Below are 21,859 nucleotides of genomic sequence, written 5' to 3' on the forward strand. Positions count from 1 at the left end.
GACCCGACCGCGCTGTAGGGCGAACCGCCCGGCAGCGCGGTTTTTGTTATTGACCGAATGGTGGCGTTGGCTGCAGCAAATCAGCTTGTGGGCAGGATTCGCCCGGCGATCAATCGTTCGAGGTGAGGTGCAAGGTCGGATCGTCGAGGATCACTTGCCGCGGCCTCGCGCAGGCGATGCGCGCAAGCGGCGAAGCTCGGGTCTCCAAGGAGCCTCGTTACTGCCTGCCGCAGGACGGCAGCGGTTGCGCGATCCGAGCGAACGAGAAGACCGGCGCCAAAGCGCTCGATGGCCTGCATGTTCAGAAACTGGTCCATGTTTCGGGCGATCCCCAGCACGGGAACGCCGGCCGTCAGGGCCTGGTTGGTGGTCGGACTGCCGCCGTTGCAGACGACGAGGTTCGCATGCTCGCACACCAATTGACCGGGAAGGTAGTCGAAGACCCGGGTTCGTGGCGATGTGAATTGTGTCGGCAGGGATTTTCCCGCAGAGGCCAACAGTACGCGTGCGCCGGTCGCTTCGAGTAAGGGCACCAGATCCCGCAGCACGCGTGGATCGCCCGAACTGCCCATGGTGACGTAAACCAGGGGAGTGTCCGTGCCGTCCTCTAATGACACAGCGGCAGCAGCGTCGGGCGACCATGCAATTGGGCCGATAAATCTTGCCGTGGCACTTTCTCGGACTTCCGGAAACAACTCGGAAAAGTTGGCGAACAGTCGCAGATCGGCATCCGTGTAACTTCGCCGAAGATCGTGGCCCAGGGGTGGGAGTCGGTGACGCGCCCGTAGCACCTCCATCGGCCGCGCGTGCATTTTCAGTGCAAGCGGAGAAATCCTCCGAAATATGGCGTTCGCGATCGAGAGCGGTGCAAAACGCGTTATGGCAAGAACGGGCATGGGCGTCTGCAGGGGACGCTCGGGGCTCCAGTAGGCGTCGCAGATCGTCGCATAGGGAACACCGCGCGAGCGCGCGCTGACCGACAGCGAAAGGCGAAAATCGCCCACGACGACGTCAGGCCGTTCGGTATCGATAAGGGCGTGGTCCGCCTCGACATAACGGGAAAGCGTATCGATGTCATACAGGGGAAAGCCATGCTCCAGCCGGCGGGAAAAGACCGACGTTGCCTGGCACTCTAGCGGAACGACCTTGAATGGCGCTCCGTCAGTCAACCAACCGAACGCCGCCGGTCTAGCGAATACGACGTCGAATCGTTGTGGGTCGAGTCCGGACGCCAGAACAAACGGCCGGGCGACATGTGCGAGCGTCGCACCTTCGGCGAAGAAGAGAATTTTCGCTTTGACCATTGTCGAGAGAGCGCCGCAGGATGTGTCGCGTGCGGCCCGTACTCCATTGATTAAGCGTTAGTCTGGCGCGACGCGGGTGGATTGCGCTGTGCCGATTGTCGCGCTATCCCGCAGCCGCTCGTAATGCCCCAATACCGCGGGTACGTAGCGCATTGTTTCGGCATACGGAGGGATGGCGTTTCCATAGCGCTGAACAGCTGCCTCGCCAGCGTTATATGCGGCGAGTGCCAGCGGCAACGAATCGAAGCGATCGAGCAGTTCGCGCAGGTAGCGTGCGCCGCCGAGGAGATTCTGCTCCGGGTCTAGCGGGTCACTCACGCCGAAGCGCGTGGCCGTTGCAGGCATCAGTTGCATCAGCCCAAGTGCGCCCTTGGGGGAGCGGGCACGTTCATTGAAACCGCTTTCGACATTGGCGATCGCCTCGATTAGCGATGGATCAATTCGCCCGCGGTGTGCCGCGTTGCGGATAAGCGGTGACAGGGATGTGGGGGCATGGCCGCGGTCGGATTTTCTTGCGGCGACCATACTACGCGCGCGTTCAATCGCCTTGGGGACGGGGCGAATCTCGAGGATCAGGCGGTGTCTCGGCGTGCTCGGGGCGTCACTGAAGTTGAAGACGCCGCGCTCATCTGCGTAACCGTACAGACGGTCGGCCCAGCAGGGGCCTGCGCACCAGAATGCGACCGCAGCACTTGCCGCAATCGCTACCCGTCGACTGCTCGCGTTTGCGACGGACATGACTCTGACCACGTTCAGGGAGCGCGAGCGGTCGTAGGTCGTATGTGCCGGACCGCTCATATGCCCTCGCAAGTGTTGGGAGTCCGTATGCGATCAGTGTGCAGCATCTTGAGGCTTGATCGGTATTCGCGCTCAAGTATGTAGGATTTCGATGATGCTTTCTATGCTAATGTTGGCGCGGTACCGGTCTCGATGCCGTTCGCGTGGCAAACAGGCGCATGGTGTGCGTAGCGGTACCTGTCGGGATCTCGGACATCTTAAGGATAGTGTGAGTTAACGAACTTTGGTGATCCATGCGTTATCGTGTCAGGGCGCTCGGGGCGAACGCATCGGTCGTCGAAACCGAGCTTGAGGCCGGGTGCGAGGCGGATGTCCGTGCGCTGGCCGAGGCGCGGGGCTTGTCCGTACTTTCGCTCAAGGCGCTGGAGCGTGGCCGAGGTCGCAGTCGATTTCCGCTGCTCCTGTTCAACCAGCAACTGCTGGCGCTGTTGCGCGCGGGCATTCCGCTTACCGAGGCAATCTCGGCGCTCGCCGAGAAGGAGCGGTGGCCGGCGATCAGGTCGGTGATGCAGGGGCTGCGTGATGCATTGCGTGAAGGACGCAGCCTGTCGAGTGCGCTGGAGTCGGCGCCGCAGGCTTTTCCGACCCTGTATGTCGCGCTGATTCGTGCGGCCGAGCGCACCAGCGATCTCGAGCGGGCCATTGCGCGCTACATCGCATACCAGCAGGATGGCGAGCGCCTGCGCGACAAGCTGATCAGTGCGGCTATTTACCCCCTGTTGCTGGTTGGTGTGGGTGGCCTGGTGGTGCTGTTCCTGCTCGGCTACGTCGTGCCGCGTTTCTCGCACATATACCAGAACGTGGGCACCAACCTGCCGTGGATGTCACGCCTGCTGCTGGAGTGGGGGCAGTTCGTCGAGGGGCACGCCGTGTTGCTCGGGGTGATCGTGGTGGCAATTTTGGGGGCAGGGGTTGTGGTGGTACGCAGCCCCGTGTTGTGGGCGACGGTCGGGCGCTACATGTGGCGGATGCCGTTCGTTGGTGAGCGCATGCGGGTGTTTCAGCTCGCACGGTTCTACCGGACCGTGGGCATGCTGCTTTCGGGAGGTATCCCGGTCGTGACCGCTCTGGGGATGGTGTCGGGGCTGCTTTCGCCGTCGCTGCAGGCGAGTCTCGCTGCTGCCATATCGGCGATACGTGAGGGGCGCAGTTTTTCGTCGATGCTGGCGGCGCGCGGCCTGACGACCCCCGTCGCGCTGCGCATGCTGGAGGTCGGCGAACATGCCGGGAATCTGGGCGAAATGCTGACACGCGCGGCGGAATTTCACGAAGAGGATACCGCGAGGCAGGTAGAGTGGTTCACGCGCCTGTTCGGCCCGTTGCTGATGCTGCTGATCGGTTGTGCGATCGGGCTGATCGTCGTGCTCATGTACATTCCGATATTCATGCTTGCAGAGAGCATTCGATGAGCGAATCGTTGACTGCGGAACTCGCTCCCGCTCCCCCGCCCCCTTTTTCCGCGGCAGAACTGTCAGCCGCGGCGGCGGGTGGCGAGCGCGCCATTGACGGGCTCGCGAAGCTTGAGCCGAATCCCGCACTGCGCGTGGAGCGCCTGGCGTCCGCGCTCGGGCTGACGTCCATCGGGCACGGGCGTCTGATGGCTCTCGAGCCGGATTTCACCGCGATTCCGTTCGAGATGGCGCTGCGCCGGGAGTGCGTCGCGCTGCGTGGCGAGGACGGCGCGCTGCTCGTGGTGATTGCAGATCCTTTCGACTCCGACCTGCTGGATGGCCTGGGAGCTCGCCTCCGCGAGCCATACGAGCTGTTATTGGCGGACCATGACGATTTGGCGGCTTGCCTGGCGCGGCACGAGGACGAGGTCCGCCGCGCGGCCGGACTGATCGAGTCGCGCGAGGAGGGCGGCGAGGGCGACGGTGTCGAGGATCTGTCGCTCAAGCGCATCAGCGCCGACGCGAGTCCGGTCGTCAAGCTGGTCAATTCGACCCTCTATGACGGCCTGAAGCAGCTTGCGAGCGATATCCACCTCGAGTCGGTCCCTGGCGGGCTGGTGATCAAGTACCGCCTCGACGGCGTGCTGGTGCGTGTCGGCAGTGCGCAGGGCAACGAGCTTGCGGAGCAGGTCATCTCCCGTATCAAGGTGATGGCGGAGCTCGACATTGCCGAGCGCCGGGTGCCGCAGGACGGGCGTTTCAAGGTCCGTTCGGGCGGGCGCGAGATCGACTTCCGCGTCTCGATCATGCCCAGCATCCACGGCGAGGATGCCGTGTTGCGCATCCTCGACAAGGAGCACCTCAGCCGCGAGATGAGCGGGCTGACGCTGGAGACGCTGGGTTTTGACGACGAGACACGGGGCGCGCTGCGCCACCTCGCGACCGAGCCCTATGGCATGCTGCTCGTCACCGGGCCGACCGGTTCGGGCAAGACGACCACGCTGTACGCCACGCTTGCCGAGACTAACCAGGGGCTCGACAAGATCGTCACGATCGAGGATCCGGTCGAGTACCAGCTCACGGGCGTGCTGCAGATCCCGGTGAACGAGAAGAAGGGCCTGACCTTCGCGCGCGGCCTCAGATCCATCCTGCGCCATGACCCGGACAAGATCATGGTCGGCGAGATCCGCGACGGTGAAACGGCGGAAATCGCGGTGCAGGCGGCACTCACCGGCCACCTTGTGTTTACCACCGTGCACGCCAACAACGTCTTCGACGTCATGGGGCGATTCATGCACATGGGGATCGATCCGTTCAATCTCGTCGCCGCGCTCAACGGCATCGTCGCCCAGCGCCTGCTGCGCATCAATTGTCCCTACTGCACCGAGGACGTGCCGCCCGACGCACAGCTGATCACGCGCTCGCGCATCGGCGATGCGAGCAGTTTCCGCTTCCGTGCGGGACATGGCTGCGGTCAGTGCCGCGGGACGGGATTCCGCGGTCGGCGCGCGGTCGCCGAAGTGCTGTTGCTCGACGACGAGATCCGCGAGCTGATCGTCGCCCGCGCTCCGATCCGGACGGTCAAGGAAGCGGCCCGGCGCAACGGATTCCGCGGTCTGCGCGACGCGGCGCTCGCGGTGGCGGCTTCCGGGGAAACCACGCTGCAGGAGGTGAATCGTGTCACGCTTCTCGGCTGAGGTCCGCCGCCTGCTGATCGAGCAGGATGCGATCCGCGTCGGGCACGGCACGACGCAGAAGCGCCTGGCCTACGAGTGGGCGCCTGATGCCGCCCTGGCGGCGCTGGCCGCGGCACCCGATGGCGGGGTGCAGCGCGGGTCGCGCTGGGACGTACTGTTCGCCGATGCGGTGGTGCGCTATCTGATCATCCAGTGGCCGTCCGGCCTGCGCGGCGGACCCGAGCGCGAGGCCTTCGTTGCGCTCCGTTTCAGGGAGGTGCACGGGGTCGGGGCGCCCGAGTGGCGCATCGTCGTCGAGCGCGGCGCCACGGATTTTCCCGTCATCGCCTGCGCCGTGCCTGCCGCGCACGTCGAGGCGGTGGCCGCGTGGGGAAGGGCGCACCGGCTGCGCTTTGGTAGTGTCACGGGCGAGTTCCTCGCCGCATATAACCGTGTGCGTCACGAACTGGAGAACCCGTTCGGCGCGTTGGCGGTGCAGCGTGACGGGCGGGTCACGCTGGGATTCTGGCGCGACGCGCAGTGGCAGTCCTTGCGCAGCCAGCCGCTTGGACCGGCCGGAGATACGTCGCTGGGCCTGTACCTGGAATCGCAGGCGCTGCGCTCGGCGACTCAGGCCGAAGCCGGCGTCCTGTATTGCATCGGGGAGGGGCCGCGGGTTCCTGCCGGATGGCGCAAGGTCGCGCTGCATGCCGAAGGGTGGGAAGGATGAGACGGGTTCCCTTGCCGGTCGATCTCGATTTTCTGCAAACCCGCCGACGCGTGAGCGTCGCGGGGTGGGGACTGCTCGCAGCCGGTCTGCTTGCCTGCGGACTTCAGTTTGCCGAATTCCGCCGTGCAAGTGACGAGATCGATGCGCGCGAGGCGGCCGTGGCGCGTACGCGCGAAGCGGCGCGGCGCGCACTGCCCGAGGCTGCGGCGGAAAGGAACCCGGTGGGCGCCGAGGAAGCGAAGGCCGCGCTCGGCGTTGCCGCACGCCTGAACGCCGACTGGGGGGCAATGCTCGGCGGTGTGGCGGGGGCCCAAGGCGAGGGCGTGACGTGGCTGAACCTGCAGGCCGATCAGGCGCGGGGCACGCTCGCGGTGGCGGGGCAGGCCCGCTCGCTGGCGGAGATGTTCGAGTTCGTGGCCCGGCTCGGGGCCGTGCAGGGGATACATGAGGCGCAATTGGCGAATTACGAATGGGTGCGTGTCGACGCCGGGAATGCGGTGCAATTCACCGTGAACGCTAAATGGAGCGGACGTCCGTGATGCCCGGCGCTGGTATGTTCGTGCGCTACTGGAGCCCCTGTTTCCTCGCGGCGATCGCGCCTGCGACCGGCGGTGGTGAGGTTGCGGGGGGCGCCGCGCCGCAGGGGAGCCTGTTACGTAGTGGCGGGCCGTCGTTCCGGATGGTCAGGGAGTATGTCGGGCGCCTCGCGCTGAATGCGGGACTTCCCGGTGCACTGGGCGTCGTCCTGGTGGCGGCCGCTGTGCTGGGGGGCTACGTCGCACGCGCGGACAATGATCGCCGCGCCGCCGAGCTTGCGCAGGAGCAGGGCCGGATCGAGCGTAGCGCAAACGCGCCGGCTCCGGGGGAAGACGGGCGCACCCGCGTGATGGATTTTTTCGCGCGTTTCCCGCCGGTAAGCGCGTTGCCCGACAGCCTGCGGCGCCTGAACGAACACGCCGCGGCCCATGATATTGGCGTGCAGCGTGCCGACTACCGCAGTACCGCCGTGACCGGCACGCCGCTGACGCTGGTCAGCCTCACGATTCCCGTGCAGGCTGAGGCCGAGGCGCTCTACGTCTGGCTCGGCGCGCTGCTGCGCGAAATGCCCGAGATCGCCTTGGAGTCGGTGAGTCTCAAGCGCGAGACGAGCGATGCGGAGACGGTGGAGGCGGATATCCGCCTGCAACTCTATCTGCGGGGGCGCTCATGACAATGCGCCACGTTCTCCTGGCTGCCACCCTGTTGGCAACGCTGGTTGCGAGCTGGTGGGCGGTCAATGAAGACTCGGGTGACGTCGTCGTGGTGCAGCCCGTCGAGCGGGCCGCCCGGGCTCCGGTCGCCGCCAGATCGCGGGCATCGGCCGATTCGCCGTCATCAGCCGGAGGGAGCCTGACCAGACTCGATGAGGATCGGGCGCCGTGGCCCGAACTTTCCGAGCCGCTGGCGCGCATCGTCAGTTTCGCGCCGCCTCCGCCGCGGGCCGCAGCGTTGGTCCCCGTCGAGCCGCAGGCGCCGCCGCTGCCGTTCCGCTATGTCGGTGCTATCGACGACGCGCAGGGCAAGGCCGTGTTTCTGCTCGAGGGCGCGCAGGTCCGCCTGGCGCGCCCCGGAGAGGAAATCGCAGGCCGTTACCGTGTCGAGCGCATTACCCCCTCCGCAGTCGAATTCACTTATCTGCCGCTCAAGAAAATGCAGACTCTCAATCGCCAGAATCCATGAAAACGAAGAGTTCGACCTTATCGCAATGCAGGGATCGCCAAGTCCTTCGTTCAATGCCCGCGAGCGGCGCGTCGTGCAGCGCTGCTCCGGCGCGGAGCGGCCTCCCGCTGGCAGGGGCGCTGCGAAGAATCCTGCTCCCGGCAATCTCGGTCCTTCTTCTCGCCGCGTGCGCGACGAATGCCGCGCTCGAACAGAGCCGCCGCGACTTCGCTGCCGGCGATCGCGTGGGGGCCCTGCTGCGGCTCGAGCAGGCAGTGAAGCAAGACCCCGAGAACCTCGAACTGCGCAGCTATTACGTCCGACAGCGCGATCAGGTCGTGACGGAGAAGCTCAGTGTGGCGGAGAAAGCGCATGCGGCGGGGAAGCTGGACGAGGCGGCGACGCTGTACCGTGACGTGCAGAGAATCGACCCGGAAAACGCCCGGGCCCGGCTCGGACTCGAGGACGTCCAGCGTGCGCGTCGCCGCGCCGAGCGGCTGGGGCAAGCCAGGGCCGCGCTGGCGGCCGGCGACGCGGCGATGGCGGGACGTATCGCGCGCGGCGTGTATGCCGAAGCACCCGGGGACCGGGCGGCGCGCGAGCTGGTGCTGGAGCTGGACGAGCGTGCCGAGCGCGCGAGCAAGCCGCGCGCCGAATCCCTGCAGGGGGCGATGGCGAAGCCGGTGACGCTGGAGTTCCGTGACTCGCCGCTGCGCGTCGTGTTCGAGGCGCTGTCGCGCGCGAGCGGGCTCAATTTCGTGTTCGACAAGGACGTGCGCGCCGACAGCCGCGTGACACTGTTCGTGCGCGAGAACTCGGTCGACGAGGTGCTGCGCCTGCTGTCGGCGACGCAGGGCATCGAACGCAAGCTGCTGAATGCCAATACCGTCCTGATCTACCCGGTGACGACCGCCAAGCAGCGTGAGCACGTCGAGCTGGTGACGCGCAGCTTCTATCTCGCCAATGCGGAAGCGAAGGCGGCGCAGACGCTGATCAAGCAGCTGGTGAAGAGCCGGGACGTGTTCATCGACGAGAAGCTCAACCTGCTCGTGATGAAGGACACGCCCGAGGCGGTGCGCATGGCCGAACGGCTCGTCGCGACGCTGGACGTGCCCGAGCCGGAGGTGATGCTGGAGCTGGAGGTGCTGGAGGTCAGCCGCAACAAGCTGCTGGACCTCGGGATCGATTTCCCGGACCAGATCGGTTACGGTCTGCTGACACCGGATGTTCCTAGCACCATCGGATTCGTTAATGGGGTTCCGGTTCCCGGAACCACTCAGCTCGGCGGCAAGCTGCTCGACGGCAACATCGATCTGCGTCACAACCGCAAGGAGCTCGTGCCCTTCATCGCAAACCCCGGCGCGGTGCTGCGCCTGCGCAGCGAGGACGGCGATTCGCGCATGCTCGCGAACCCGCGCATCCGCGTGCGCAACCGCGACAAGGCGAAAGTCCATATCGGCGACAAGCTGCCCGTCTTCACCACCACCTCGACGGCCAACGTCGGCGTGTCGGCGTCGGTGTCCTATCTCGACGTCGGTCTGAAGCTGGAGGTGGAGCCGTCCGTTTATCGCGACGACGAGGTCGGGATCAAGCTCAGCCTGGAGGTGAGCAGCATCGTCAAGGAGGTGCCCGGCCCCTCCAGTTCCCTGGCCTACCAGGTCGGTTCGCGCAGCGCGTCCACGTCGCTGCGCCTGCGCAACGGCGAGACGCAGGTGCTCGCGGGCCTGATCAACGACGAGGAGCGCTCGTCCGCGCAGCGCCTGCCCGGACTCGGCAACCTGCCGATGGTCGGGAGGCTGTTCTCGGCCCAGCGCGACAGCAACAACAAGTCCGAGATCGCGCTGCTGATCACGCCGCGCATCGTGCGCAACGTCCTGCCGCCGGTCGCGCTGCTGGCCGAAATGCCTGCAGGGACGGAATCGAACATCGGTGCCGAGCCGCTGCGGATCGGCCCCACTGCGCCGCGCAGCCTGGGGCTCGTCGGCGACTCGCGGGCACCTGTCGCACCTGGCGCTTCTCCCGCGGCGCTGCCGCGCCCGGCCCCCGAAGAGCGCCCGGCAGCAGCCGAGGCGCCGGAGGCCAAGGAGGAGCCGGAAGCGCCTGAAGTCGCGCTGATCATCCCCGAAACGGCCCGCCGCGGCGAATCGGCGAATGTCATCGTGCGCGTGAGCGGCGCCGTCGGGGCAACCTCCGCCGACGTCACGATCGCCTACGACGCCAATCGACTCGAAGTAGACGGCGCGATGACTCCGGGCACGGCCCAGTTGCCCGTGAGCCTCAATGGCGGACGGGCCGATCTGGTCGTACGCCTCCGCGCCAAACCCGATGCTTCGGGCGTTGCGACCATGGTCGTCACAGGAATGAAGCTGCGCCGCGAGACGGGTGACGAGGACGTGGCGCTGTCGGCCGGGGGCACGGTGCGCATCGTCGAGTGAGAGCACGGTGACGCGCGGATTCACCCTGATCGAGCTGGTCGTGACGGTGGCCATCATTGGAATCCTCGCGGCCGGGGCGATGCCGCTCGCCGAACTGGCGGCCCAGCGCGAGCGGGAGTCGGAGCTGCGCATCGCCCTGCGCCAGATCCGCGCCGGACTCGACGCCTACAAGGCGGCCTACGTCGCGCAGCGCATCGAGCAGCGCGTCGATGCGTCCGGCTACCCGCCGGATCTCGCGTCCCTCGTGAAGGGGGTGCCGGACGTCAGCACGCCCTCGGGCAAGCGCATCTACTTCCTGCGCCGATTGCCACGGGATCCCTTTCATCCCGACCCGGCAGCGCCTGCCGCCGAGACCTGGGGGCTGCGCAGTTATGCAAGCCCTCCCGACGAGCCGGCGGAAGGGAAGGACGTGTATGACGTCTATTCGAAATCTACCCGCAGCGGACTCAACGGCGTGCCATATCGTGAATGGTAAGGACGGCGTGAATGGTAGCGGCGGCATGACGGTCAGGAAGGCTGCGGCCGGCTTCACGCTCATCGAGCTGCTGGTGGTGCTCGCCATCATCGCGACGCTGATGTCGATCGCGGCGCCACGCTATTTCGAGCACCTGGACCGCAGCCGCGAGGCGTCCCTGCGCCAGACGCTGTTGGTCGTGCGCGATGCGATCGACCGCTACCACTCGGATATCGGCAAGTGGCCCGACGATCTCGACACCCTGGTCGCCAAGCGCTACCTGCGCAAGATTCCCGTCGACCCGGTTACTGAGCGCAGCGACTCGTGGTTGCTCGTGCCCCCTCCGGGCGAGGAAGAGGCGGGGGTGTGGGACCTGCATAGCGGCGCCGAAGGCACGGCCAAGGACGGGACGCGCTTTGCCGAGTGGTGAGATCGTGCACAGCTGTCGCCGTGCGGACGGCATGCCTGCCCCCCATGCGGCCGGGGCGCGGCAGTCCGGTTATACCTACCTGCTGGTGCTGTTCATCGTCGCCGGGCTCGGACTGCTGGTCGCGCAGACGGGACTGGTGTGGCATCAGGCGGCACAGCGCGACCGCGAAGCCGAACTGCTGGTGATCGGCGTGGAGTTTTCGCGTGCGTTGTCGAGCTATGCGAAGGCTGGCGCGGATCATAGTCTCCCTGAGAGTCTGCAGCAGCTCGTCGAGGACAAGCGCGGTCCGGTGCTTGTCAGGCACCTGCGCCGGATCTATCGCGATCCGTTCACGGGGCAGCCCGTCTGGGGGCTGGAAAAGGCCGGTGGACGCATCTCGGGCGTGTACAGCCTTGCCCAGGGCGTGCCGATCAGGCAGCACGACCTGCCCAAGGAGCTGGGCGGGCTCACGGGAGAGGTCAAGAGCTATGCCGAGTGGGTGTTCAGGCCGCTCGAGGCGGGCGGCGACACGGCTGTGGGGACGGCGCCCGGCGCGGGCCCGGCAGCAGGCGACCGCGCGGGGGGTGGTGCCGCCGTTCCGGCTTCAGCGGACTAGCGCAGCACCATGTTGTCGCGGTGGATCAGTTCCGGCTCGTCGATGTAGCCGAGCAAAGGCTCGATCTCGGTGCTCGGTTTGCGCGCCACGCGGCGACATTCCGTGCTGCTGTAATTGACCAGCCCGCGGCCGATCTCCTCGCCCGACGGCGTGCGGCAGGCGACCGCCGAGCCGCGTTCGAAGTCGCCACGCACCTCGATCACGCCCACCGGCAGCAGGCTGCGCCCGCTGCGCAGCGCCGACACGGCGCCGTCGTCGATGACGAGGTCGCCTGCGAGCTGCAGGTGGTCGGCAAGCCACTGCTTGCGTGCCTGCAGCGGCGAGCTGGTGGCGTAGAGCAGGGTCCCCAGCGCTTCGCCCTTGCCGAGGCGCACCAGCGCGTCGGCTTCGTGGCCGCTGGCGATGCAGGTGTGGGCGCCGCTGCGGGCCGCGCGCTGGGCCGCACGGATCTTCGTGATCATGCCGCCTTTGCTGATGCCGGAGCCCGCGCCGCCTGCCATCGACTCGTAGGTGCGGTCCTCGGCGCGTCCCTCGGAAACCAGCGTCGCCGCCGGATCCTGGCGCGGATCGGCCGTGTAGAGGCCCTTCTGGTCGGTGAGGATGATCAGCGCATCGGCTTCGATGAGGTTGGCGACCAGCGCGCCGAGCGTGTCGTTGTCGCCGAACTTGATCTCGTCGGTGACGATGGTGTCGTTCTCGTTGATGATCGGCACCACCCCGAGCTCGAGCAGCGTCGTCAGGGTCGAGCGTGCGTTGAGGTAGCGCTTGCGATCGGCGAGATCGTCGTGCGTGAGCAGGATCTGTGCGGTGCGGATGCCGTGGCGCGAGAAGGCGTCCTCGTAGGCTTCGACGAGTCCCATTTGCCCGACCGCCGCAGCGGCCTGCAGCTTGTGCATCTCGTGCGGCCGTTTCGTCCAGCCCAGACGCTGCATGCCCGCGGCGATGGCGCCCGAGGACACCAGCAGGACCTGCTTGCCGGAGTCGCGCAGGGCTGCGAACTGGCGAGCCCAGTCCGCCATCGCGGCCTTGTCGAGGCCGGTGCCGTTGTTGGTGACGAGGGCGCTGCCGACCTTGACCACCAGGCGGCGCGCGTTGCGGATCTTGTTTCGCATGATCTGTGACGGCAAGCGTGGGCTAACGGGAAGGGTGTTCCGGCACACGGCCGGATCCGGGATCAGTTGCCGGATTTCGCCGGGCGATCCGCTTCGTCGAGGTCGTCCTCGTCCTCGTCTCCGTCCTCTTCTTCGGCGAGGATTGCCTGGAGACGAGCCTGGTAGGCGGCCTCGGCACGGGCTTCGGCTTCCGCGGCGAGACGGGCTTCCTCGGCGGCGCGGGCTGTGCGCTCGGCTTCGGCCTGGGCGCGGTCGGCGTCGAGGAAGTCCTGGATCGCGAAGACCAGCGGACGTACGCCGTCGCCGGTGAGGGCGGATATCTCGAAATGACGATCCACCGGGCCATAGGCCTCGAGAAAGGCTGCGACGCGCTCGGCGCGCTCTTCCTCGGGGATCAGGTCCAGCTTGTTCAGGGCGAGCCAGCGCGGCTTGTTGTAGAGCGACTCGTCGTACTTGCGCAGTTCCTCGACGATCGCCTTCGCGTCGTGCACGGGATCGGCTTCCGGATCGAAGGGCGCGAGGTCGACGAGGTGCAACAATACGCGGGTGCGCTGCAGGTGGCGCAGGAACTGGTGGCCGAGTCCATGGCCTTCGGCCGCCCCCTCGATCAGGCCCGGGATGTCGGCGATGACGAAGCTGCGGTTCTCGTCGGTGCGCACCACGCCGAGGTTGGGCGCGAGCGTCGTGAACGGGTAGTCGGCGACCTTCGGCTTGGCGGCGGAGACGGAGCGGATGAAGGTCGACTTGCCGGCGTTGGGCATACCCAGCAGGCCGACGTCGGCCAGCACCTTGAGTTCCAGGCGCAGCATGCGGCGCTCGCCTTCCTCGCCGAGGGTGCGCTTGCGCGGGGCGCGGTTCACGCTCGACTTGAAGTGCAGGTTGCCGAGGCCGCCCTTGCCGCCGCGGGCGATCAGCGCGCGTTTGCCGTCGATGTCGAGGTCGGCGATCAACTCACCGCTTTCGAAGTCGGTGATCACGGTGCCGACCGGCATGCGCAGCGTGATGTCGTCGCCGCTCTTGCCGTAGCAATCCTTGTTGCCGCCGTTTTCGCCGCGCTCGGCGCGGTGCATGCGCGTGTAGCGGAAGTCGATCAGCGTGTTGAGGTTGCGGTCGGCCACCGCGAAGATGCTGCCGCCGCGACCGCCATCGCCGCCGTCGGGGCCTCCGCGCGGAATGAATTTTTCGCGCCGGAAGGAGGCCGAACCGTTGCCGCCGTCGCCGGCCATGACCTCGATACGCGCTTCGTCAATGAACTTCATGGTGCTGTGCTCAGCAGTGCCTATGGCAAAAACAAAAAAGCCCTACCGCAAGGATAGGGCTTTTCGAACCTTGACGCCGGAACTCAGGCGGCTTCGGGTACGATCACGACCGTGCGACGACGCAGGGCGCCCTTCACGGTGAACTGCACGGTGCCGTCCTTCAGCGCGAACAGGGTGTGGTCCTTGCCGATGCCGACGTTTTCACCCGGGTGGTATTCGGTGCCGCGCTGGCGAACAATGATGTTGCCTGCGAGCACGAACTGGCCGCCGTAGCGCTTCACGCCAAGTCGTTTCGATTCCGAGTCGCGGCCGTTACGGGAACTACCGCCAGCTTTTTTGTGTGCCATGACGAATTACCTCCTTGGCTAATCAGACCGAGATCGCTTCGATGCGAAGCTCGGTGTAGTTCTGACGATGGCCCTGGTGTTTCTGGTAGTGCTTGCGGCGGCGCATCTTGAAAATCGTGATCTTTTCGTGACGGCCGTGGGAAACCACGGTGGCCTTCACTGCGGCGCCGGAAACCACCGGGGTGCCGATCTTGACCGACTCGCCCTCGCCGACCATGAGAACCTGGTCGATGGTGATTTCGGAGCCCACGTCTGCCGGTATCTGTTCTACCTTGATCTTTTCGCCGGCGACGACGCGATACTGCTTGCCGCCGGTTTTTATCACCGCGTACATGGTGTTGCTCCAGTTGATGGGTTTGCAAAGAATCGCGCACTTTACACGATCGGCCAAATAATCGTCAAGGAAATCAGCGCTTAGGCGCAGGTGCCGGGGGCTTGGCGGGCATGTTGCCGGATGCGGGTATTCCCCAATGCTGACATCGGGGCGAAGTGGATCTATGATGCAAATGTTGTCAGACAACTTGGGGTGCCGGGCTTATGGGGGCAAGTGAAGGATCGGGGCGCGGACCGCGGTTGAGCGTCGTCGTCGCGGGCCAGCTCGAAACCTGGATCAGCGAGCAGGGGCTGAAAGCGGGAGCGTTGCTGCCGACCGAGAGGGTCTTGTGCGAGCGCTTCGGTGTGAGCAGGGCGGTGATCCGCGAGGCGATTTCGCGCCTGAAGGCCGACGGCTGCGTGATGACGCGACAGGGTTCGGGCGCATATGTCGCGGCGCGGCCGGGCCAGGGGACCTTCCGCCTGTTGCGGGGGGGCGCCAATGGCGAGGGGGAGACGGACAGCGGCGTCTCCGATCGCGAGATATCGGACATCTTCGAGCTGCGCTACCTCGTCGAGGCGGGTGCGGCCGAGCTGGCGGCGCTGCGCCGGTCGCCGCAGGAACTCGAGCGCATGCGCGCGGCACTGGAGCGCATGGCGGCCGCGCTGGAGACCGGCGCCGACGCGCACACGGACGACGATGCCTTTCACGTCGCGGTTGCGGCAGCCACGCATAACCCGCAGATCGAGCGTTTCCAGGCGTTCATGGGGCAGCAGTTTTCAGATTCGCGTGCGCCGACCTGGAACGAGGCGGGGCATCGCGCCGGCCTGGCGCGGGACTCGCAGGCCGAGCACGTGCGGATATTCGAGGCGATCGCGGCGGGCGACGGCGCCGCCGCACGGGCGGCTGCCACGGAGCATCTCGCCGGAGCGGTGCGGCGCCTCGGGCTGGACGAGCGGCGCTGGGGCGAGGTGGTTGCGACGAAGGGGGGGGGCGCGGCGGATGCGCGCCACGAGGAGCTGCACAGATTGGAGGAGGGGCGATGAACATTGCGGCGGACCCGGTGGTCCTGGGCGAGCAGGAGGCGGATTTCTCTTCCGTCGACAAGGCTCGCGTGGTGGAGGCGCTGGCGCGGGTGCTGCCCGCGGGCGCATTGATGTACGACGCGGAGGATCTGCGGCCGTACGAATGCGACGGCCTGTCGGCGTATCGTCAGATGCCGATGGTGGTGGCGCTACCGACGACCGAGGAGCAGGTGGTGGCGGTGCTGAAGGTGTGCAGCGAGATGGGCGTGCCCGTCGTCGCGCGCGGTGCGGGCACGGGCCTGTCGGGCGGCGCGCTGCCGCACAAGTTCGGCGTCGTGCTGTCGCTTGCGCGCTTCAATCGCATCCTGCATCTGGATCCGCATGCGCGCACGGCGGTCGTGCAGCCGGGGGTGCGCAATCTCGCGATCTCCGAGGCGGCGTCGCCGCATGGGCTGTATTACGCGCCGGACCCGTCGTCGCAGATCGCGTGCACGATCGGTGGCAACGTCGCGGAGAACTCGGGCGGCGTGCATTGCCTGAAGTACGGCCTGACGGTGCATAACGTGCTGCGCGTGCGCGGTGTCACCATCGACGGCGAGATCGTCGAGATCGGCAACCACGGCCTTGATGCGCCCGGCTACGACCTGCTGGCGCTGGTGATCGGCTCCGAAGGCATGCTCGCGGTCGTCACCGAAGTGACCGTCAAGCTGACGCCCAAGCCGCAACTCGCGCAGTGCGTGCTGGCGGCCTTCGACGACGTCATCAAGGCGGGCGAGGCGGTCGCCGAGATCATTGCCGCCGGCATCATCCCCGCCGGGCTGGAAATGATGGACCAGCCCGCGACGGTGGCAGTCGAGCAGTTCGTGCATGCGGGCTATCCGCTGGACGCAAAGGCGATCCTGCTGTGCGAGTCCGACGGCACGCCCGAGGAGGTCGCCGAGGAGATCGAGCGCGTGCGTGCGGTGCTGGAGCGCAGCGGCGCGACGGAGATCCGTGTGTCGCGCGACGAGGCCGAGCGCATGAAATTCTGGGCCGGGCGTAAGGCGGCCTTCCCGGCGGCCGGGCGCATCTCGCCCGACTACTACTGCATGGACGGGACGATTCCGCGCAAGCGCCTGGGCGAGATGCTCACCGCGATCCAGGACATGGAGGGCAAGCACGGCCTGCGCTGCATCAACGTGTTCCATGCCGGCGACGGCAACCTGCATCCGCTGATCCTGTTCGATGCAAACCAGGAAGGCGAGCTCGAGCGTGCGGAGGCCTTCGGTGCCGACATCCTCGAACTGTCGGTCGCGTTGGGCGGCACGATCACCGGCGAGCACGGCGTCGGCATCGAGAAGATCAACCAGATGTGCAGCCAGTTTACGCGGCCCGAGCTCGTGATGTTCTTCCGCGTGAAGGGCGCATTTGATGCGCGCGGGCTGCTCAATCCGGGCAAGGCGATCCCGACGCTCAACCGCTGTGCCGAGTACGGACGCATGCGAGTGAGCAACGGGCATGTCCCGTATCCGGATATCCCCCGTTTCTGATGGATCGGGGCTGGATCCAGTTTCTTCTGGTGGTGGTGCCAATCTTGTCGCTGATCGGCTCGTGGCTCGCGCTGCGGGCGATCGCCGAGCGGCACGACCGGAAGCCGGGCGTGCCGAAGGCACAGGGGATGGTAGAGCTTGGCATCAAGGACAAGGCAGGGAACAAGGCGGAGAGGGAATGAGCGATTTGACTGAACAGTGGCGCGAGCAGGTGCGCGCCGCCGCGGCGGCGGCTACGGCGCTGCAGGTGCGCGGTGGAGGAACCAAGGAGTTCTATGGGCGCACCCCGGTCGGCGAAGTATTCGATACCCGTGGTCATGCGGGTGTCGTCAGCTACGAGCCGACGGAACTGGTCGTGACCGTGCGGGCGGGCACGCCGCTGGCGGAACTCGAGGCGCAGGTCGCCGGTAGCGGACAGATGCTCGCGTTCGAGCCGCCGCATTTCGGTGCCGGCGCGACGGTCGGCGGGTGTGTGGCGGCCGGGTTGTCAGGCCCGCGGCGTGCGACGGCCGGGGCGCTGCGCGACTTCGTCCTCGGCGTGCGCATCCTCGACGGACGCGGTGAGGTGCTTTCGTTCGGCGGCCAGGTGATGAAGAACGTCGCCGGCTATGACGTGTCGCGCGCCATCGCAGGCAGCCTCGGGACGTTGGGCGTCATCCTCGACGTGTCGCTGAAGGTGCTGCCGCGGCCGCTAGCGGAGACCACCTTGCGCTTTGCGATCGGCGAGAAGGATGCGATCGATCGCCTCAACGATTGGGGTGGGCAGCCATTGCCGGTTTCTGCCTCGACCTGGGCGGATGGCGCGTTGCACCTGCGCCTGTCGGGCGCCGAGGCGGCGGTGCGTGCGGCCGAGCGCAAGCTCGGCGGCGACGTGCTGGCGGACGATGCGGCTGCTGCCCTGTGGCAGGACATTCGTGAGCAGACTGACGCCTTCTTCGCGGACGCGGCGCCGGGCGAGGTGCTGTGGCGCTTGTCGCTGCCGAGTTCGGCGGCTCCAGTAAAGCTTCCCGGCAAGCAGCTGTTCGAGTGGGGCGGTGCGCTGCGCTGGCTGTGCTCGGATGCGCCTGCGGCAACGATCCGCGAGCGTGTCGCCGCACTGGGCGGCCATGCGACGGCCTTCCGCAGTTTCGACCGCCCGGGCGACGTCTTCCAGCCGCTCCCCACTCCGGTGATGGCGATCCAGCGCCGCCTCAAGCAGGCCTTCGATCCGGCCGGGATCTTCAACCCCGGCCGCCTCTACGACGGAATCTGAACATGCAGACCCAACTTGCCGATTTCATCAAGGACACGCCGGAAGGGCGCGAGGCCGAGGCGATCCTGCGCGCGTGCGTGCATTGCGGCTTCTGCACCGCGACCTGTCCGACCTACCAGCTCCTCGGGGACGAGCTCGACGGCCCGCGCGGGCGCATCTACCTGATCAAGCAGCTGCTCGAAGGTCACGACGTCACCGAGAAGACGCGCCTGCACCTTGACCGTTGCCTGACCTGCCGTTCCTGCGAGTCGACCTGTCCGTCGGGCGTGCATTACAGCCGTCTTGCCGACATCGGTCGCCACATCGTCGAGCAGCGTGTGCCGCGAAGCGGCGCGGAGGCGGCCAAACGCTGGGCTCTGCGCGAGTTCGTGCCGCGTGCCGACGTGTTCGGTGTCGCGATGAAGGTCGGCCGCGCGGTGCGCGGATTGCTGCCCGAAGCGCTGAAGGAGAAGATTCCCGATATGCGTCCCAGCGGCCCGTGGCCGAAGCCACGCCATGCCCGACGCATGACCGCGCTGGCCGGCTGCGCTCAGCCCGCGATGGCGCCGTCGATCAATGCCGCAACGGCGCGCGTGCTCGACGCCGTCGGCATCTCGCTCGTCGAGCAGCCAGGTGCCGGTTGCTGCGGCGCTGTGCGCTTCCACCTCAATGACCAGGACGGCGGGCGCGACGACGCGCGGCGCAACATCGACGCGTGGTGGCCGGCGGTGGAACGCGGCGAGGTCGAGGCGATCGTGATGACAGCCTCGGGCTGCGGCGTGCAGATCAAGGACTACGGGCACCTGCTCGCTCAGGACCCTGCCTATGCGGAGAAGGCGGCCCGCATTTCCGCCATGACGCGCGATGTCAGCGAGATCGTCGCGGCCGAGGGCGAGAAGCTGCAGGAGCTGCTCGCGACGCGGCGCGGCGAAGTCGTCGCGGTGGCCTTCCAGTCGCCGTGCACGCTGCAGCACGGCCAGCAGATCCGTGGTGTGGTCGAGCGCCTGCTGACGACGGCCGGCTTCACGCTCACGCCGGTGCGCGACGGGCATCTGTGTTGCGGTTCGGCGGGTACCTACTCGCTGCTACAGCCGGAACTTTCCAAGCAGCTGCGTGCCAACAAGCTTGCGGCATTGGGGGAAGGCGGGGCGACGATGATCGCTTCGGCCAACATCGGCTGCATGACCCACCTGCAGGCCGGCACCTCGACACCGGTGCGGCACTGGGTCGAACTGGTCGATAGCCGGCTCAACGGCTTCCCGCTCTGAGCGTCTGCGGCGCGCTCCATCCGGGGTGAGCCGTTTCGCTGCGCAGGCGATACGTGCGTCGTGCTCGCGTCCTCGCCACCCCCGTGCGGCAGCATCGCGGGGGTGGCGCGCCGATGCCCCTTTCGGGGTGTGATTCTCGTCACGACGACGTGCAAGCCGGCGGCGCGCGATCTACCGCCAATTGGGTAGGCACTGTAATATCGGCGAAAAAGAACGAGCCTTGTCGCCCATGCCAATTACCGTAGAAACCTGCGTTGCGAGCCACATCGGTGATCGGCGCGAACAGCAGGACCGGGTGGGGGTGTTCGCGCACCCGCGCCAGCCCGGGATGCTCATGGCGGTACTGGCCGACGGGATGGGCGGGCATACCGGCGGGGCCATGGCGGCAGAGCAGGTGCTGCTCAAGGCACGGCAGAACTTCGATGACTATTCGCCGCGCTCGGAGGATGCCGGGAGCCTGCTGAACACCATCGTCAGCGAGGCTCACCTGATCATCCGCCTCACGCGTCTGACGAGCGAGAAGGAGCCTCACAGCACCGCGGTGGTGTTCGTGCTGCAACCCGGCGAGATACGCTGGGCGCATTGCGGAGATTCTCGCCTGTATCACTTTCGTGATAACGCCCTGGTGGCCCGCAGCGAGGACCATTCCATCGTCGGCGACTTGCAGCGCAAGGGGAAGCTCAACGATGCCGGAGCCCGCATTCACCCCCAGCGCAATGTCCTGCTGTCCTGCCTGGGAAGCGAGAGGCCTCCCGAGGTGGCCCTCGGACAGGCTGTCCGGCCGCAGGCCGGCGACAGTTTTCTCCTGTGTTCGGACGGGCTTTGGGGCCTGCTCTCGGATGCGGAGATCGCCGCGGAGGTATGCTCGCGCCGCGCCCGTGATGCTGCCGAGGTGCTCATCGAGCGGGCGCGCAAGCGCGGGGCGGGCTCGGGCGACAACATCTCCCTGGCGCTGATCAAGCTCGTCGAGGCTTCCGCCTCATAGCCTGAGCCAGTTGCGCCGCCAGAACGCCGCGGCCATCGCGGCAGCGACTGCGGCCATGATCGCCAGCGCGACGGAAAAACCCTGTTCGTCCGCGATCAAGGGCATCCGTTCGAAGTTCATGCCGAAGATGCCGGTGATGAGTGTCGCCGGCAGGAACAGCGTCGTCAGCACCGTGAGGATGCGTACCTCGACGTTCAGCCGGTTGCTGACGGCCGACAGGTAGATGTCCATCAGGTCGCCGAGCAACTCGCGCACGGCATCCAGCGTCTCGATCACATGGATGGTGTGGTCGTAAACGTCGCGCAGGTAGAGGCGGGTTTCCTGCTGGAAGAATGCGCTTTCTCCGCGCAGCAGACTGTTCAGGACCTCGCGCAGCGGCCAGATTGCGCGTCGCAGCAGCTGGGTGTCGTGCTTGACCAGATTGATCGTGCGTAGCAGCTCCGGGGTGGGGCTTGCGAGTGCCTCGTCCTCGAGTTGTTCGGCCGTGTCGCCGAGTTGGTCGACGACGATGAAATATCGGTCGATGACGGCATCGAGCAGGGTGTAGGCGAGGTAGTCCGTGCCGCGCTTCAGTATGGGTGCCAAGGGCGTGCGCAGGCGGTCACGGATCGGCTCGAAGATGCCCGTGCGCCGCTCCTGGAAGGTCAGGACGAAGTTTTCCCCCAGAACCACGCTGACCTGGTCGGAACCGAGCGTGCGCGATTCCGGGTCGTACTCGAACACGCGCAGGACGCAAAACAGGTAGCTGCCATAGTCCTCGATCTTCGGTCGCTGGTGCGTGTTAAGGATGTCTTCGAGCACCAAGGGATGCAGGTGGAAGCGCCGCCCGATCTCGCCGAGGATCTCGGCATCCTGCAGGCCGTGCACATTGAGCCACAGACGGTTGTGTGCCGGCTTGTATTCGCGCGATTCGACGATGCTCGCGAAGCGGCTCTCCTCGATTCCGTTCTCGTCGTAGGCGATAAGCGTGATCTCGGGGCGATCGGTCTTCACCGCGCCGACGTGGACCAGCGAACCGGGTGGAAGACCGGCCTTCGCCGTGGTGATGGCCTTTGTTTTCCGGCGTCGGGTGCCGTTGCGTGAGGTCTTCATCGGGAACTTTCTTGCATGAACAGGTTGCGCTGTAAATCGCAATCGGTATTATCCGTCAAGCGCCCTGCGCAAATTGCAAGGAATTTGCAGTTTGCATCGAAACAATAGAACAGGTGATGGCGCAAGCACCTGCAGATTCAGTCGCGGATCATCGGAGAGTCGAAAACGGAAATTGCGTTGCGGAGCA

Annotated in this window: 23 protein-coding genes; 16 read left to right on the forward strand and 7 right to left on the reverse strand. The window is 66.5% G+C overall.

Annotated features, from left to right (window positions below; genetic code table 11):
- Nucleotides 1–80: 80 nt before the first annotated feature.
- Both GPA27_RS05405 and GPA27_RS05410 read right to left on the reverse strand, forming a co-directional pair.
- Nucleotides 81–1,304, reverse strand: coding sequence for a glycosyltransferase (locus GPA27_RS05405; protein ID WP_169138346.1), 1,224 nt, complete (start codon nt 1,302–1,304; stop codon nt 81–83).
- A 57-nt stretch (nt 1,305–1,361) separates the two neighbouring features.
- On the reverse strand, nt 1,362–2,042 hold the full coding sequence (locus GPA27_RS05410) for a lytic transglycosylase domain-containing protein (protein ID WP_169138348.1): 681 nt from the start codon (nt 2,040–2,042) through the stop codon (nt 1,362–1,364).
- Between the two features lie 293 nt (nt 2,043–2,335).
- Between GPA27_RS05410 and GPA27_RS05415 the strand changes: the two genes are divergently transcribed.
- From GPA27_RS05415 to GPA27_RS05460, 10 genes are read left to right on the forward strand one after another with little or no spacing between them, the layout of a single operon-like run.
- On the forward strand, nt 2,336–3,511 hold the full coding sequence (locus GPA27_RS05415; RefSeq protein WP_169138350.1) for a type II secretion system F family protein: 1,176 nt from the start codon (nt 2,336–2,338) through the stop codon (nt 3,509–3,511).
- Nucleotides 3,508–5,190 carry a GspE/PulE family protein gene (locus tag GPA27_RS05420; protein ID WP_169138352.1) on the forward strand — a complete coding sequence of 561 codons (1,683 nt, stop codon included), beginning with the start codon at nt 3,508–3,510 and terminating at the stop codon, nt 5,188–5,190. Before GPA27_RS05415 ends, GPA27_RS05420 begins: the two co-directional genes overlap by 4 nt.
- The gene (locus GPA27_RS05425; RefSeq protein WP_169138354.1) at nt 5,171–5,899 is read left to right on the forward strand and encodes a hypothetical protein; all 729 of its coding nucleotides are present in this window, start codon (nt 5,171–5,173) and stop codon (nt 5,897–5,899) included. The genes GPA27_RS05420 and GPA27_RS05425 overlap by 20 nt, the downstream gene beginning before the upstream one ends.
- 11 nt (nt 5,900–5,910) lie before the next feature.
- The gene (locus GPA27_RS05430; RefSeq protein WP_169138356.1) at nt 5,911–6,438 is read left to right on the forward strand and encodes a hypothetical protein; all 528 of its coding nucleotides are present in this window, start codon (nt 5,911–5,913) and stop codon (nt 6,436–6,438) included.
- Nucleotides 6,439–6,452: 14 nt separating this feature from the next.
- Nucleotides 6,453–7,109, forward strand: a complete 657-nt coding sequence (locus tag GPA27_RS05435; protein ID WP_169138358.1) for a hypothetical protein — start codon at nt 6,453–6,455, stop codon at nt 7,107–7,109.
- Nucleotides 7,106–7,618 carry a hypothetical protein gene (locus GPA27_RS05440; protein ID WP_169138360.1) on the forward strand — a complete coding sequence of 171 codons (513 nt, stop codon included), beginning with the start codon at nt 7,106–7,108 and terminating at the stop codon, nt 7,616–7,618. Before GPA27_RS05435 ends, GPA27_RS05440 begins: the two co-directional genes overlap by 4 nt.
- Before the next feature lie 53 nt (nt 7,619–7,671).
- Nucleotides 7,672–10,032 (forward strand): secretin GspD/PilQ domain-containing protein, encoded by a 2,361-nt coding sequence (locus GPA27_RS05445; RefSeq protein ID WP_169138362.1) that lies wholly within the window; start codon nt 7,672–7,674, stop codon nt 10,030–10,032.
- A gap of 7 nt (nt 10,033–10,039) precedes the next feature.
- On the forward strand, nt 10,040–10,507 hold the full coding sequence (locus GPA27_RS05450) for a type II secretion system protein (protein ID WP_169138364.1): 468 nt from the start codon (nt 10,040–10,042) through the stop codon (nt 10,505–10,507).
- The gene (locus GPA27_RS05455) at nt 10,497–10,916 is read left to right on the forward strand and encodes a type II secretion system protein (RefSeq protein WP_308446322.1); all 420 of its coding nucleotides are present in this window, start codon (nt 10,497–10,499) and stop codon (nt 10,914–10,916) included. Before GPA27_RS05450 ends, GPA27_RS05455 begins: the two co-directional genes overlap by 11 nt.
- 4 nt (nt 10,917–10,920) lie before the next feature.
- Complete coding sequence (locus GPA27_RS05460; RefSeq protein ID WP_256222790.1) at nt 10,921–11,511, forward strand: type II secretion system protein; 591 nt, start codon at nt 10,921–10,923, stop codon at nt 11,509–11,511.
- Here the strand turns inward: GPA27_RS05460 and proB are convergent.
- From proB to rplU, 4 genes are all read right to left on the reverse strand, one after another.
- Nucleotides 11,508–12,623, reverse strand: a complete 1,116-nt coding sequence (gene proB, locus GPA27_RS05465) for a glutamate 5-kinase (RefSeq protein WP_169138368.1) — start codon at nt 12,621–12,623, stop codon at nt 11,508–11,510. The two genes, GPA27_RS05460 and proB, sit on opposite strands and share 4 nt — an antisense overlap.
- A 62-nt stretch (nt 12,624–12,685) precedes the next feature.
- The gene (gene obgE / locus GPA27_RS05470; protein ID WP_169138370.1) at nt 12,686–13,882 is read right to left on the reverse strand and encodes a GTPase ObgE; all 1,197 of its coding nucleotides are present in this window, start codon (nt 13,880–13,882) and stop codon (nt 12,686–12,688) included.
- A gap of 83 nt (nt 13,883–13,965) precedes the next feature.
- Nucleotides 13,966–14,229: a 50S ribosomal protein L27 gene (rpmA, locus tag GPA27_RS05475; protein ID WP_121427261.1), complete on the reverse strand. Its 264-nt coding sequence runs from the start codon at nt 14,227–14,229 to the stop codon at nt 13,966–13,968.
- A gap of 22 nt (nt 14,230–14,251) precedes the next feature.
- A complete protein-coding gene (gene rplU / locus GPA27_RS05480) occupies nt 14,252–14,563 on the reverse strand; it encodes a 50S ribosomal protein L21 (protein ID WP_050416911.1) in 312 nt (103 codons plus the stop codon).
- 239 nt (nt 14,564–14,802) lie between these two features.
- Here rplU and GPA27_RS05485 point away from each other — a divergent pair, with 239 nt between their 5' ends.
- The 6 genes from GPA27_RS05485 (at nt 14,803) to GPA27_RS05510 (ending at nt 20,580) form a co-directional block, all read left to right on the forward strand.
- Nucleotides 14,803–15,588 carry a FadR/GntR family transcriptional regulator gene (locus GPA27_RS05485; RefSeq protein WP_246260952.1) on the forward strand — a complete coding sequence of 262 codons (786 nt, stop codon included), beginning with the start codon at nt 14,803–14,805 and terminating at the stop codon, nt 15,586–15,588.
- Nucleotides 15,585–17,096 carry an FAD-linked oxidase C-terminal domain-containing protein gene (locus GPA27_RS05490; protein ID WP_169138374.1) on the forward strand — a complete coding sequence of 504 codons (1,512 nt, stop codon included), beginning with the start codon at nt 15,585–15,587 and terminating at the stop codon, nt 17,094–17,096. The genes GPA27_RS05485 and GPA27_RS05490 overlap by 4 nt, the downstream gene beginning before the upstream one ends.
- Complete coding sequence (locus tag GPA27_RS05495) at nt 17,096–17,278, forward strand: hypothetical protein (RefSeq protein WP_169138376.1); 183 nt, start codon at nt 17,096–17,098, stop codon at nt 17,276–17,278. The genes GPA27_RS05490 and GPA27_RS05495 overlap by 1 nt, the downstream gene beginning before the upstream one ends.
- On the forward strand, nt 17,275–18,348 hold the full coding sequence (gene glcE, locus GPA27_RS05500; RefSeq protein WP_169138378.1) for a glycolate oxidase subunit GlcE: 1,074 nt from the start codon (nt 17,275–17,277) through the stop codon (nt 18,346–18,348). Before GPA27_RS05495 ends, glcE begins: the two co-directional genes overlap by 4 nt.
- Before the next feature lie 2 nt (nt 18,349–18,350).
- The gene (gene glcF, locus GPA27_RS05505) at nt 18,351–19,595 is read left to right on the forward strand and encodes a glycolate oxidase subunit GlcF (RefSeq protein WP_169138380.1); all 1,245 of its coding nucleotides are present in this window, start codon (nt 18,351–18,353) and stop codon (nt 19,593–19,595) included.
- A 229-nt stretch (nt 19,596–19,824) separates the two neighbouring features.
- The gene (locus tag GPA27_RS05510) at nt 19,825–20,580 is read left to right on the forward strand and encodes a PP2C family protein-serine/threonine phosphatase (RefSeq protein ID WP_169138382.1); all 756 of its coding nucleotides are present in this window, start codon (nt 19,825–19,827) and stop codon (nt 20,578–20,580) included.
- Here GPA27_RS05510 and corA read toward each other — a convergent pair.
- Nucleotides 20,575–21,672, reverse strand: a complete 1,098-nt coding sequence (corA, locus tag GPA27_RS05515; protein WP_169138384.1) for a magnesium/cobalt transporter CorA — start codon at nt 21,670–21,672, stop codon at nt 20,575–20,577. The genes GPA27_RS05510 and corA overlap by 6 nt on opposite strands.
- Between the last annotated feature and the right edge of the window lie 187 nt (nt 21,673–21,859).

The organism is Aromatoleum toluolicum (genome assembly GCF_012911005.2).
In the GTDB taxonomy this organism is placed as follows: domain Bacteria; phylum Pseudomonadota; class Gammaproteobacteria; order Burkholderiales; family Rhodocyclaceae; genus Aromatoleum; species Aromatoleum toluolicum.

What these genes read in the sequence shown, in the direction of transcription:
- glcE (WP_169138378.1), top strand. Translation starts at nt 17,275, where the DNA reads ATGAGCGATTTGACTGAACAGTGGCGCGAGCAGGTGCGCGCCGCCGCG.
- GPA27_RS05495 (WP_169138376.1), top strand. Translation starts at nt 17,096, where the DNA reads ATGGATCGGGGCTGGATCCAGTTTCTTCTGGTGGTGGTGCCAATCTTG.
- GPA27_RS05490 (WP_169138374.1), top strand. Translation starts at nt 15,585, where the DNA reads ATGAACATTGCGGCGGACCCGGTGGTCCTGGGCGAGCAGGAGGCGGAT.
- glcF (WP_169138380.1), top strand. Translation starts at nt 18,351, where the DNA reads ATGCAGACCCAACTTGCCGATTTCATCAAGGACACGCCGGAAGGGCGC.
- GPA27_RS05440 (WP_169138360.1), top strand. Translation starts at nt 7,106, where the DNA reads ATGACAATGCGCCACGTTCTCCTGGCTGCCACCCTGTTGGCAACGCTG.
- GPA27_RS05405 (WP_169138346.1), bottom strand. Translation starts at nt 1,304, where the DNA reads ATGGTCAAAGCGAAAATTCTCTTCTTCGCCGAAGGTGCGACGCTCGCA.
- obgE (WP_169138370.1), bottom strand. Translation starts at nt 13,882, where the DNA reads ATGAAGTTCATTGACGAAGCGCGTATCGAGGTCATGGCCGGCGACGGC.
- GPA27_RS05445 (WP_169138362.1), top strand. Translation starts at nt 7,672, where the DNA reads ATGCCCGCGAGCGGCGCGTCGTGCAGCGCTGCTCCGGCGCGGAGCGGC.
- GPA27_RS05420 (WP_169138352.1), top strand. Translation starts at nt 3,508, where the DNA reads ATGAGCGAATCGTTGACTGCGGAACTCGCTCCCGCTCCCCCGCCCCCT.
- proB (WP_169138368.1), bottom strand. Translation starts at nt 12,623, where the DNA reads ATGCGAAACAAGATCCGCAACGCGCGCCGCCTGGTGGTCAAGGTCGGC.
- rpmA (WP_121427261.1), bottom strand. Translation starts at nt 14,229, where the DNA reads ATGGCACACAAAAAAGCTGGCGGTAGTTCCCGTAACGGCCGCGACTCG.
- GPA27_RS05510 (WP_169138382.1), top strand. Translation starts at nt 19,825, where the DNA reads ATGCCAATTACCGTAGAAACCTGCGTTGCGAGCCACATCGGTGATCGG.
- GPA27_RS05435 (WP_169138358.1), top strand. Translation starts at nt 6,453, where the DNA reads ATGTTCGTGCGCTACTGGAGCCCCTGTTTCCTCGCGGCGATCGCGCCT.
- GPA27_RS05415 (WP_169138350.1), top strand. Translation starts at nt 2,336, where the DNA reads ATGCGTTATCGTGTCAGGGCGCTCGGGGCGAACGCATCGGTCGTCGAA.
- corA (WP_169138384.1), bottom strand. Translation starts at nt 21,672, where the DNA reads ATGAAGACCTCACGCAACGGCACCCGACGCCGGAAAACAAAGGCCATC.
- rplU (WP_050416911.1), bottom strand. Translation starts at nt 14,563, where the DNA reads ATGTACGCGGTGATAAAAACCGGCGGCAAGCAGTATCGCGTCGTCGCC.
- GPA27_RS05410 (WP_169138348.1), bottom strand. Translation starts at nt 2,042, where the DNA reads ATGTCCGTCGCAAACGCGAGCAGTCGACGGGTAGCGATTGCGGCAAGT.